We start from the raw sequence: 12,047 nt of genomic DNA, 5'->3' as shown, positions 1-12,047 counted from the left end.
CCATAGTGTGAAAGCAACGGGACGCCAAAGGGAAGGGAGGCCGTCATATGCTGGGGATCTGGTTGGGGGTGGCACTGGTCAACATCAGCGGGTATCAACCCATTGCGGAACAAACCTGGGTGCAGCTCAACCCGGAGTACTATCCGGTGCAGCGCCCCGTGCCGCCCATTTTTGCGGCCTGGCGGGGCAATCAGTTTCCCCCTCTTGAACAGAGAAAGAAGAACGGCCGCTGGCAGATCCTCTTTCCTGCCCGGCTGGTGCCCCCCTTCGATCTGTTCGAAGGGGAGGCCCAGCTCTCCAAGGCTTACCTGGCCAGGCTAAAGCGCATCGATGAGATGGCCTATGGCATGGCGCCCCACCAATCAGTACTGCAAGCCGCCTCCTCGACCCCCTCGTTCGAAGTCCCGGGCGCTGTCGCCTTTGTCGCCGAGTTCTCCCTGCCTCGGGAGAGGAAGGCACGGATGCCCCTGGGGGAGCCCTTGCTCGCACGGCTGGGGGGGCAGGGAGTCGCCATCCAGGCCTTGGCAAGACAGGGAGATGCACAGCCCATGGCCACCGCAGATTCTGCCCCTGAGCAGGCGACCCTGACTCTTTCCGCCACGGCGGCAGGGGAGGCATCGCGGGTTTGTCATCAGGTGGCGGCGGGAGAGACCCTGTGGCGTATCGCAAGCCAGCTTCAGTCAAAAGAGGCCGGCGGTTCGGATACTTACAGCTATCTGCTGGCGCTGGTGCAGGAAAATCGTGACAGGATGGCCAAAGGGATCCAGGTGCAGGCCGGGCTGCGCCTCTATTGCCCCACAGCGCAGACCCTGGCGCAATTCGATGCCCTGAGCCCGGCCCAGCGACAGCAGCAGTTTGCCCGTCTGGAGCAGGGGCGTTAGGGGATGGCGAGAGGCGTGGTGGAGTGCCTTTTGCCTAGAGAAGAGTGCCGCGGGTTCTTTCCTTGTATCCCCTCCGGGCCCGTGCTAGTATTCGCGCTCGTTTTGCGAGGTGCTGACCGGTCGCAGTCAACACCATACATTCATCTTAAAAGAGATAATCACTATGTCTTTCGTATTCCAAGCTGAAGTCCGTTCTGACCTGGGGAAAGGTGCGAGCCGCCGCCTGCGTCATGCTGACCTGGTTCCTGCCATCGTTTACGGTGCAGGCAAAGAAGCCGTGTCCGTTACCCTGGACCACAAAAAGCTGATCCTGGCCCAAGAGAAGCCGGAGTTCTACTCCTCCGAGCTGACCCTGGTCATCAACGGTGAAGAAGTCAAAGTGAACGTGAAGGCTATCCAGCGTCACCCGGTTCGCTACAAGCTGGTTCACCTGGATTTCGTTCGCGTCTAATCGACAACGAACTTTCCTGTGAAGAGGCCACCCAATCGGGTGGCCTCTTTGTTTTTACAGCATTTTTTCCGGGAAAATAAAATACTCAAACAGCACTATTGGTCTTTACTTGTAGGCATGATTGACAGCAGGACACGTGTTGTGGTGCTCTGATGTTCAAGAGGTACTCGGACAAGTCCATTTTTCGGGGCGATGTTGACCGTTATGAAGGGAATCGTACGGACATATATCCTGCTGTTTTCACCTATTCTGCGCTGGTCCTGGCGGGTGGCTATTTGCTGGGCAATGCACTGATCGAACGCGAGCTCTATCGCGTTCGCAGTGATGAGAGCACCTTCCTGGCGCTTGCCAGCGGCCGCCTTGACGGCGAGCTGGCGGTGCCACTGCGCCATGTGCGCAGCATGTCGGAAGAACCCATCCTGCTCGAAGCGGCGGCTCGCAATGACCGTGAGACCCTGGCCGTCCAGTTCACCATCCTGATGAACCGCAATCCCGACTATGCCCAGGTGCGTTGGCTTGCCCCGGATGGCATGGAGCTAGTGCGCATCGATCGTCAGGGTCCGCGTCTGTGGCGGGTAGCGGACGACCAGTTGCAGAACAAGGGGGAGCGTTACTACTTTCGTGATGCCATGGCGCTGCCCTGGGAGCGGGTCTACGTCTCGCCGCTCGATCTCAACGTTGAACACGGGGTGATCGATCGCCCCTTCAACCCCATGATCCGCATTGCCAAGCGTCTGCGCCTTGGGGGGCGTGATCTTGGTTTGCTGCTTATCAACGTCCAGGCCGCCCGTATGCTCAAGGAGTTTGCCGACAGCAGCGGCAAGGCAGCCAATCACACCATGCTGTTCAACCAGGACGGATACTGGCTGCGCAGCCCGGACCCATCCCGGGAGTGGGGCTTCATGCTCGAGCGCCCGGATCTGACTCTGAAGCAGACTTCACCCCAGGCTTGGCAGGCGTTCTGGGACGCATCAAACGGCCAGATGGAGTCTGCCGACGGACTCTGGAGCTGGACCACCCTGTACCCGGCACAGAATCATGATCAGCTGATCTGGAAAGCCGCGTCCCTGGTGCCGCACAGCGAGCTGCAGGCCATTCGCACTCATATCTGGGGGATCATCTTGGCCGCCAGCGCCGTGCTGCTGCTGTTGTTTGGTGCCGGTGTGGCTGCACTGGTGCGCAGCAGGCACAAGGAGCAACTGGCCCAGCAGGAAGCGGCCAGGTTGGCACAGGTCAAAGGTGATTTCATCGCCAACATGAGCCACGAGATCCGCACCCCCATGAACGCCATCATGGGGCTGACCTACCTGCTCGAACAGGGAGGGCTCGAGGATGGTCAGCATGCCCTGGTGCGCAAAATCCACCAGGCCGGGCAGGCGCTGCTCGGGATCATCAACGACATCCTCGATTTCTCCAAGATTGAGTCGGGTCGGCTCAAGCTTGAGCGGGTGCCATTCAGTCTCGAAGAGGTGCTCGATCACGTGGCGGCCATCATGTCCACCTGCGTTGGCCAGAAGCACCTCAAACTGGTGGTGAGCAGTGCCCCCGAGCCGGTTTCCCATCTGATTGGGGACGCCCTGCGCCTCGAGCAGGTGCTGCTCAACCTGACCGGCAATGCCATCAAGTTTACCGAACGCGGCGAGGTGGAGGTCAAGGTTGTGCTGGAATCAGAGCAAGACGGCATGGCCACCTTGCTGTTTCGGGTGCGCGACACCGGGATCGGCATTCCCCCCGAGCAGCAGGCCAACATTTTCAATGCATTCTCCCAGGCAGACTCCTCCACCAGTCGCCGCTTCGGGGGCACCGGGCTTGGTCTGACCATCAGTCGCCGCCTGGTGAATCTGATGGGGGGGACATCGGCGTCACCAGCGAGCTTGGCAAGGGGAGCGAATTCTGGTTCCGCGTCCGGCTGGAGCAGGGGGAGCGGCCCGAGGCCTTGAACGAGCGCCTGCAGCACATCTCGCTGCTCATCGCCGACGACAATCAGGTGACCCGCGACGCCCTGTCGATGACGGTGGGTTCCCTCGGATGGCAGTCGCGGGTGGTGGAGTCCGGTGAGCAGGCGCTGCACCATCTGCTGCGCCAGGGGGAGCGTTTTGACGTGATCCTGCTCGACTGGATCATGCCGGGCATGGACGGGCTCGAGACCTGCCTGGCCATTCGCCGCGCCTTCGAGCAGCAGGAGCGTTCACCCATCATCATCATGGCGACCGCCTATTCCCAGGATGAACTGATGCACCGCCCCGGCTCGGATCAGGTGGATCTGGTGCTGCACAAACCGGTCACCGGCTCCAGTCTCTACAACGCGGTGGCACGTCTCATCCACGAGAAGCGCGAGCATGTGGAGCCCCTTGAGAGTGGCCAGCGCCGTCTGCGCCTGCCGGGCGTGCACATACTGCTGGTGGATGACAGCGACATCAACCTGGAGGTGGCGACCCGCTTGTTGCAACGGGAGGGGGCCGAGGTGATCACCGCCATCGATGGGGAGCGAGCCCTGGCCTGCCTGGCAGATCCGGCACGGCGCATCGATCTGGTACTCATGGATGTGCAGATGCCAGTGATGGATGGCTACGAGGCGACCCGTCGCCTGCGTCTGCTGCCGGGGCGGGAGGAGACTCCCGTGCTGGCACTCACCGCAGGGGTATTCAAGGATCAGCGGGAGGCGGCGCTGGCCTCTGGCATGAACGACTTCATCGCCAAGCCGCTCGATGTGGAGCAGCTTATCGCGACCTTGCTGCGTTATCTGCCGGACTGTGTCCTGCCGCTCACAGTGAGCGACGAGCCACTCCCCCATGAGCCGGTGGCCGGCATCGATATCGATACCGGACTGCGCAACTGGGGTGAAGCCTCGGTCTATCTTAAATACCTGCGGCGTTTTCGCGATGACTACATGACGGTTGGTACCGTGTTGCCGGACTATATCGCCCAGCACGAGACCGATGCGGCCGCGAGCCTGACCCACAAGCTCAAGGGGGGGGCGGGGAGCCTGTCACTCACCGATGTGGCGCGTATCAGTGCCGAGTTGAACGAGGCCATCGAGCAGGGTGGCGACACCAGCCAGCTTATCGCACCCTTCCTCGAGGCCCTGGAGCGTGCACAACACTCCATCGATACCTATGCCGGGCGCGGTCAGTTCCCCGCTGGCCCAGGGGGAAGCGCGGGAGGTCTGCCTGCACGCCCTGCATCAGGCCCTGGTGAGCGAGGATCTGGATCTGATTGAGCCGGCGCTGAGCCAGGCAAGGAGTCACTTGCCTTGCGAGCTGGTGAGCGAAATAAGTGCAGCCCTGGAGCTGTTCGATATCCCGTTCGCCACCCGCAAGCTGGAGGATTATCTGGAGGATCGGGAGGAACCTGCGCCATGAGTCGACCGCGCGTGTTGATCATCGACGACGAGCCGAGCAACCTCGGGTTGCTGCGGCAAATCCTCAAGGAGGAGTACAACCTCTTCTTTGCCAAAGGGGGAGAGGAGGGATTGGCCGCCGTGGGGCGTCACGAGCCGGCACTTATCCTGCTGGACGTGCGCATGCCCGATATGGATGGTTACGAAGTGTGCCGTCGGCTCAAGGCCGATCCGGCTCATGCCGGGATCCCGGTGCTCTTTATCACCGCGAGCGACAACGCAGACAGCGAGAGCCAGGGGTTCGAGGCGGGCGGAGTGGATTATATCTACAAGCCGGTCTGTCCGAGCACGGTGCGTGCCCGGGTGCGCAATCATCTCTCCCTGGTGCGCCTCGATCAGCTCGAGTGCAGCTATCGCACTGCCATCGTCATGCTGAGCGAGGCGGGCCACTACAACGACACCGACACCGGGGTGCATATCTGGCGCATGGCCGCATACGCCCGGGCCCTGGCTGATGCGGCTGGCTGGAGCCCGGAGCAGTCGGATCTGCTGGAGCTGGCGGCCCCCATGCACGACATGGGCAAGATTGGTATCCCCGATCACATCCTCAAGAAGCCTGGCCCCCTCACCGAGGAGGAGTGGGTCATCATGCGAAGTCACCCGCGCATCGGTTACGAGATTTTGAGGCGATCCGATGCCCCCATTTTTCGCATGGCGGCGGAGATTGCCCTGCACCACCACGAGAAATGGGACGGCTCCGGCTACCCCGCCGGCGAGACCGGCGAGGGGATCCCCGAGGCGTCGCGGATCGTGGCCATCGCCGACGTCTTTGACGCCCTGAGCGTGCGTCGTCCCTACAAGGAGCCCTGGCCCCTGGACCGGGTGCTGGCCACCATGCGCGATGGCTCCGGCCAGCACTTCGATCCCCGGCTGCTCTCCCGTTTTCTCGAGATCATGCCGGAGATCTTGCGCCTCAAGGCTCAATGGGATTCCCGCGAGGAGCGGGGGGATTACCAGATGGGCTGTGTCAGATAGGGATTGCTGGCCCGTTCGTGACCAAAGGTGGAGCTCGGGCCATGGCCCGGAATAAAGACGATCTCATCGCCAAGGGGCAGCAGGGTCTCGGTGATCGACTTGATCAGCGTCCCGTGATCCCCGCGCGGGAAATCGGTGCGGCCTATGCTGCCGGCAAAGAGCACATCCCCCACCCATGCGAGGTATTCTGCCTGGCAGAGCAGCACGATGTGGCCCGGAGTGTGGCCCGGGCAGAAATAGACATCCAGCTTGCACCGGCCCAGCTGCACCTTGTCACCCTGTGCAAGCCAGTGATCGGGGGTGAAGGCCGGTGTGTGGGAGAAGCCGAACATCTGACTCTGCTGGGGCAGGATATCGAGCCAGAAGGCATCCTCCTTGTGGGGGCCGGTAATGGCGACACCGGTTCTCTCGCGCAGCTCGGCGGCGGCGCCCACATGATCCAGATGGCCGTGGGTCAGCAGGATATGGGTGAGGGTCAGCCCCCGTTTGGCTATGGCTGCCAGCAGCTTGTCCGCCTCGCCGCCGGGATCGACGAGGGCAGCCTGGCGGGTCTCGTCACACCAGATAAGGGAACAATTCTGGGCGAACTGGGTGACCGGGATCACCTCGAACTTCAACATGTGGGACTCTCCTGAGGGGTCTGAAGGGGGGAGCGTTTGGCGAAGAAGGCGAGGCAGGCCTCCTTGTCACCACGAAACAGGATCCGCTCGCGCTTGTTGTCCAGCTGATAGCGGTACATGGGGTCATAGTAGCGAGTCAGCAGCAGCCTGATCCAGACCAGATGGGCGCGGGTGTCCCCGCTCTGGGCCTGTTCCCTGAGGGCGGCCTGCAACAGCCCATCGAGTTCGCGATAATCCTTGTCCCCGAGTCGGCGCTTGAGCCTGGCCATGGCGTCGGTGAGGTAGCCGGCAAACAGCGGCCAGCCTGCATCTGGCCCATGGAACTCCAGATAGCGCAGCCAGAGATCCTGCACGTAATCGGTGCGGATCTGCTCGGCCCGTGCCTCCTGCGGCACCTCCACCACCACCAGAGGAGCCCGGCACATGGCCTCATAAAGGTTGAGTGGCAGGGCGCAGCGACCGATGAGACGGCTCTCGTCTTCCAGCACAAACTGTGATTCCCCCCGGTTGCGACGCTGAAGCAGCTCGATGGCAAGCCGGTTTTCGAAGTCGATGTTGCCGGGTTGCCCACCCGGCAGCTGGCCAAACGACGACCCCCTGTGACGGGCGTGCCCTTCCAGATCCACCGCCTGGGTGATGTGCGCCAGCATGTGGGTCTTGCCGGAGCCGGTCATGCCGGTCAGCACGGTCCAGTCGCACTCTGCACTGGCCTTCTCCTGGGTCTCGATGAGAAAGTGGCGCAGCGCCTTGTAGCCGCCCGCGACCCGGGGGCGGGTGATGCCGGCCTCGGCCAGCCACTGCTGCACTGTCTGGGAGCGCAGGCCGCCGCGAAAACAGTAGAGCAGGGCGTCGGGTTGCTGGCGCAACCTTGCCAGCCAGCCTTCCATGCGCGCGGCGCGCACCGCGCCACCCACCAGTTGATGGCCCAGGGTGATGGCTGCGGCCTGTCCCTCCTGCTTGTAACAGGTACCGACCCGGGCACGCTCCTCGTCCGTCATCAGCGGCAGGCTGACGGCGGTGGGAAAGGCCCCTTCCTTGAACTCGACGGGGGCACGCAGATCGATGAGTGGAACCTCATCCAAAAAGATCTGGGCGTAATCCGTGGCCAGTGGCAGGGCACTCATTGGACAACCTCGATGAACTGGTTGCCGGTGCTGGCCTGCAACTGGCCGATGGGAGAGAGGGTCAGCCCTGCCTGTGCGGCAATGGCAAGGAGCTCGGCTTCACTTTCTTTACCGACGGCCACCAGCAGGCCGCCGCTGGTCTGCGGGTCACACAGGATGTTGCGGGTGCGATCATCCATGGCACCCAGCTTGTCACCATAGGAGTCGAAGTTGCGCAGGGTACCGCCCGGTACGCAGCCCTCACTCAGGTAGTAATCCACCTCGTCAAGCAGCGGCAGCGCCTTGAAGTCCAGGCGGGCACTGACGCTGGAACCTTCGCACATCTCCAACAGGTGGCCTGCCAGTCCAAAACCGGTCACGTCGGTCATGGCGTGTACGCCGGGTAAGGCGGCGAAGCGCTGGCCAATCTTGTTGAGGGTGCACATGGCATCCGGGGCCAGTTGCTCATGCTCGGGCTTGAGCTTGCCCTTCTTCTGGGCTGTGGTGAGGATGCCGATGCCAAGCGGCTTGGTCAGATAGAGGGTGTCGCCCACCTGGGCGGTGTTATTCTGCTTGATGGCGTTGAGTGGCACGATACCGGTCACCGCAAGACCGAAGATGGGCTCGGGGGCGTCGATGCTGTGACCGCCTGCCAGAGAAATGCCCGCCTCGTGACACACCTGGCGACCCCCGTCGATCACCTTCTGGGCCACTTCAGGTGCGAGTATGTTGACGGGCCAGCCGAGGATGGCGATGGCGACGATGGGCTTGCCGCCCATGGCGTAGATATCGCTGATGGCGTTGGTGGCGGCGATGCGACCGAAGGTGAAGGGATCGTCGACGATGGGCATGAAGAAGTCGGTGGTGGAGACGATGCCCTGACCGTTACCGATGTCCACCACGGCGGCGTCATCTTTGCTGCTGTTGCCGACCACCAGGGTGGGGTCGTCAAAGCCCGGGATCTGGCTCTTCAAGATGGTGTCGAGCACCTTGGGGGAGATTTTGCAACCGCAGCCAGCGCCGTGGCTGTATTGGGTCAGACGAATGGAAGACATGCTTTCCCCTTGTGTGGGCAGACTTGCGTGTGCCAATAACTGCTGTGGCACCGTCAAATGTGCGCGCAAAAATAGGGTGGCCCTGGCGGCCTGTGAACACAGTGATGTCAGGCTGCCTGGCAGGACGGGAGGAGGGCAAGGATGCGCCGGCGAAGCCCCGCCGAGGACCACAGGACGGGCCATTATGCCACAGACGGCCCTCTTGATTCGAACTGGAATTCACACAAAGCGCAGGGGATTGTCGGGTTCAAAAAGAGCCGTACTCTTCGCCTTGCTCAGGCTAGTCCCACTTTGAGCCGCCCCGACGGCGTGCCGGTCTTGCATCGGGGCAGCATGTGGCGACGGAAACTAGCCAGCTTGCTCCATCACTGGTTGGGGCGCCTTGCCTAGCCGGCGCAGTCGCCGTTGCAGCGGCCGCTCCAGCAGGGTGTAGCTCAGCGCCGAGAGCCCGATCAGCACGGCGAGCATCAACAGGGTGGCCAGCACCCCCAGCAAGGGGTTGGTCTGGGCGTACCACCACGCGGTGAGCCCCGGCGCCAGAGAGTGGACAAGCTCGCAGCCGGTGAGCAACACCAGGGCGTGGAGCAGGTAGATGGAGTAGGAGAGATCCCCCAGCCAGTTGGTGAAGCGGTTGTCCAGGAGGCGCAGCAGCGGGCTCTGGCGATCGCCCTGGCAGGCGGCAATCCAGATCAGCAACACGTAGGCGCTGATCAGCAGCAGGGTCAGCTGCGGCGTCATGGTGAACTGCATCAGCGCGAAGGGGATCAAAAAGGCGAGCAGCAGCGGCAGATCCCGCTGCATCATGGGCCACTGGCGGGCAGCCTTCACCTTCGGCAGCAGCCAGAGGCCGAGCACGAATTCACTCACCCCGCGCCCGATGGCCAGCGCCCCGCTGGTGACATCCAGGGTACCGCGACTGTGCACGATAAAGGCCAGCACCGTCAGGGCCATCAAGGGGGCGAGGTTGCTCCAGCGGCTGCGGGTGACGGCGAGGGGAATGAGCAGCGGAAACAGCAGATAGCTAATCCACTCCACGCTGAGCGACCAGGCGGCGAAGTTCCAGGTCAATCCGTGATCGGTCACCACCTGCAGCAGCAACAGGCTGCTTGGCAGCGCCTCGGCGGGGGTAAAGGGTGAGCCGAACGGAGGCATTCCTTCCCACTCCCACATCTTGAACAGGGGGCCGGCGTAGAAGCCAATCCCGTGGTGGGCCTTGTAGAGCTCCCAGCCTACCAGCAGCAGCAGGGTCACCAGGTAGAGGGGATACACCCGGGTCAGCCGCAGCCAGAGGAAGCGGCCATAACCGATGGTGCGGGGCGTGCGGGCGAAGGCCTCCCCGTAGACGTGGGCCAGCACCAGCCCGCTCAAAATAAAGAAGAGATCGACCCAGAGGTAGCCGTTCTCGATGAGTTGGGTGTGGCCTGCGATCGACTCCATCCACTGGGGAAAGAGCAGCAAGCGGGCATGGAACAGCACCACCATCAGGGCAGCGATGCCCCGCAGCGGCGTCAACAGCGGCAATGATTGATTCATGACGGGATCCTTGATGATGTTCAGCTTGGCCTGACATCAATTTTTGTTGTGGTGCCGCTCATCAACCCTGATGAGTCGGTTGCCCCGGCTTGGCGGCCGCAGGCGGGATCACCCTACCTAAAAGAGAGTCATACGAGTGTGATTGCCGTCATGAATGGGCGTTTATCATCCCAAAACCAGCATGGGATAGGGACGCATCGAAAATAGAGAGGGGATCTAGACTAGGGAAGTCATCCCTCTGAGCATCAGGACATCCCCATGAAACTCTATGCCCATCCGTTCTCATCCTACAGCCAGAAAGTGCTGATCGCTCTCTACGAGAATGCCACCCTGTTCGAATACCGGAACCTCGAAGAGCCGGCGGCCAGCGCCGAACTTGCCGCCCTTTGGCCACTCAAGCGCTTCCCGGTGTTGCTGGATGATGGTCGCTGCATCCTCGAGAGCAGCACCATCGTCGCCCATCTGCAGGCGCACCATCCGGGCCCCGTCAGCCTGATCCCGCCCGGCGATGCGGGTCTGGAGGTGCATATGCTGGATCGCGTCTTCGACAACTATGTGATGACGCCGATGCAAAAAGTGGTGCTGGATGCGCTGCGCCCGGCCGCTGATCGCGACCACTATGGCGTAGCGGAGGCCCGCGAGATGCTCAATCAGATCTACCCCTGGCTTGATCAGCGACTGGAAGGACGCCACTGGATTGCCGGCGCAGACTTCACGCTGGCCGATTGCGCCGCCGCCCCCTCGCTCTTCTACGCCGACGAGATCCCGGCTGGCTATGGCCGTCTGCGTGCCTATCGCGCCCGTCTGCTCAATCATCCCTCCATCGTGCGGGTGGTGGAGGAGGCGAGGCCATTTCGACACTACTTCCCGCTGGGCGCGCCAGCGCGTGATTGAGCGGGATGACTTGTGGTGGGCGAGTATTGTCGCCCCAGGCAATGTGCGAGGCGGACAAGGGGCATGGCGTGATCCATTGCAGGGGAAAACAGCAATATTCATTCAAATGAGTGGGTATGCGTTTATGGCTGATATTTCCCCGAGGATTTTTTAATATTGATGCGTAATATTTCATGCTTTTGCATATAGCAAATGCCGGGCATGTCTCTGCTGGTGGGTTGTGTAGTGAAAGAGAGATGAGAATCGGGTTAACGATGCGGCAACCTTTGATTGAAGATGGCAGTCGTCAGTCGAAGAGGAGGGATGGGGGCAGCAATCGCTGTTGGTGGCAAAGTCGGGGGGAGGTTGTCTCTTTGGCGGCCGCATAAAAAAAGCCCGCTTTGATCGCGCAATGCTGTTCACTTAAGCGGAGCCGCATTGCGATTTACCGGAAAACGGGTCTTTGATATCTTCACCGCCCTGGGTCTCGATGGCCTGGGGCGTTTTTCTATGAACATGACGCCTATGCAGCCCCGCAACTCCGCCAACCTCCGTGGCGTATGGGCTGGCGATAACGCGCCCGCCATCACTGCCATCTGGTTCGCGATGAAATGACAGGCAAACTTAAAGCTCACCTCATTGGGCGCTCGCTGATGGGCTACGGCGGCCTGGCTGGCCTCCCGCCTGACCAGATTGTATCCAAGCAGCAATCCCCACAGCTCCTGATAGACCAAGTCCACTTTCTTGCTTCTCAGCGTGATGGCGTTGTGCTGCATCGCGCTTTTGATATCCCGGTATCCCAGCTCGATTTCCCAGCGCTCGTGGTACAGGGTCGCCACCTGAGCTGCGCTGAATCGCGCCACGGGCAGGGAGGTAAAGACCGTTTTCTCCTTGCCTGCCACCTCATAGGTCACTGCGCGAACTTGCCAGTGTGTCGGCAACGCCGGGTTTTTCTTGCTAGCCTGAGGCGAGACCGTCATTTGCAACAGACGGTCACCGTCGCCATAGCGCTCAAGTTCCGTGTATACCAGCCCCTTGCGTTCCGGGATGAGCCAGTGACGGTCGGTGTCTTCGGCCTGAATACGCAGCAACAGGTCGGCACCGAAGAAGCCTTTATCCAGCAGGGTCACTGACTTGTCCGGCAATGAGTGAATGA

The 12,047-nt window shown here is 61.7% G+C and carries 8 protein-coding genes and 2 pseudogenes; 5 read left to right on the top strand and 5 right to left on the bottom strand.

Going from position 1 to position 12,047, the window contains the following annotated elements:
* The first annotated feature begins 47 nt into the window (after positions 1-47).
* From ACNPAA_RS11830 to ACNPAA_RS11815, 4 genes and pseudogenes are all read left to right on the top strand, one after another.
* Positions 48-881: a hypothetical protein gene (locus ACNPAA_RS11830; RefSeq protein ID WP_113978433.1), complete on the top strand. Its 834-nt coding sequence runs from the start codon at positions 48-50 to the stop codon at positions 879-881.
* Between the two features lie 163 nt (positions 882-1,044).
* Positions 1,045-1,332: a 50S ribosomal protein L25 gene (gene rplY, locus ACNPAA_RS11825; protein ID WP_010674717.1), complete on the top strand. Its 288-nt coding sequence runs from the start codon at positions 1,045-1,047 to the stop codon at positions 1,330-1,332.
* A gap of 204 nt (positions 1,333-1,536) precedes the next feature.
* Positions 1,537-4,694: pseudogene (locus tag ACNPAA_RS11820) on the top strand (response regulator).
* Entirely contained in the window at positions 4,691-5,707 is a 1,017-nt protein-coding gene (locus tag ACNPAA_RS11815) for an HD domain-containing phosphohydrolase (protein WP_113978922.1), read from the top strand. Before ACNPAA_RS11820 ends, ACNPAA_RS11815 begins: the two are co-directional and overlap by 4 nt.
* Here the strand turns inward: ACNPAA_RS11815 and ACNPAA_RS11810 are convergent.
* The 4 genes from ACNPAA_RS11810 to ACNPAA_RS11795 all read right to left on the bottom strand — a co-directional run bounded on the left by ACNPAA_RS11810 (position 5,683) and on the right by ACNPAA_RS11795 (position 10,018).
* Entirely contained in the window at positions 5,683-6,327 is a 645-nt protein-coding gene (locus ACNPAA_RS11810; protein WP_113978923.1) for an MBL fold metallo-hydrolase, read from the bottom strand. The two genes, ACNPAA_RS11815 and ACNPAA_RS11810, sit on opposite strands and share 25 nt — an antisense overlap.
* Positions 6,321-7,451, bottom strand: coding sequence for a tRNA 2-selenouridine(34) synthase MnmH (gene mnmH, locus ACNPAA_RS11805; protein WP_113978925.1), 1,131 nt, complete (start codon positions 7,449-7,451; stop codon positions 6,321-6,323). The genes ACNPAA_RS11810 and mnmH overlap by 7 nt, the downstream gene beginning before the upstream one ends.
* Entirely contained in the window at positions 7,448-8,485 is a 1,038-nt protein-coding gene (gene selD / locus ACNPAA_RS11800) for a selenide, water dikinase SelD (protein ID WP_113978927.1), read from the bottom strand. The genes mnmH and selD overlap by 4 nt, the downstream gene beginning before the upstream one ends.
* Before the next feature lie 348 nt (positions 8,486-8,833).
* Positions 8,834-10,018: an acyltransferase family protein gene (locus ACNPAA_RS11795; RefSeq protein WP_128312996.1), complete on the bottom strand. Its 1,185-nt coding sequence runs from the start codon at positions 10,016-10,018 to the stop codon at positions 8,834-8,836.
* Positions 10,019-10,276: 258 nt separating this feature from the next.
* Between ACNPAA_RS11795 and ACNPAA_RS11790 the strand changes: the two genes are divergently transcribed.
* Positions 10,277-10,912 (top strand): glutathione S-transferase family protein, encoded by a 636-nt coding sequence (locus ACNPAA_RS11790; protein ID WP_171865370.1) that lies wholly within the window; start codon positions 10,277-10,279, stop codon positions 10,910-10,912.
* Between the two features lie 398 nt (positions 10,913-11,310).
* On the opposite strand, the pseudogene ACNPAA_RS11785 reads toward ACNPAA_RS11790, so the two are convergent.
* Positions 11,311-12,047, bottom strand: a pseudogene (locus ACNPAA_RS11785) (IS4-like element ISAeme15 family transposase); the annotation flags it as partial.

Source organism: Aeromonas sp. PS2Canimalfood6, assembly GCF_048276795.1.
GTDB lineage: Bacteria > Pseudomonadota > Gammaproteobacteria > Enterobacterales > Aeromonadaceae > Aeromonas > Aeromonas caviae.
Note: the sequence above shows the minus strand (reverse complement) of the source record. Positions and strands in the feature narration are given on the sequence as shown.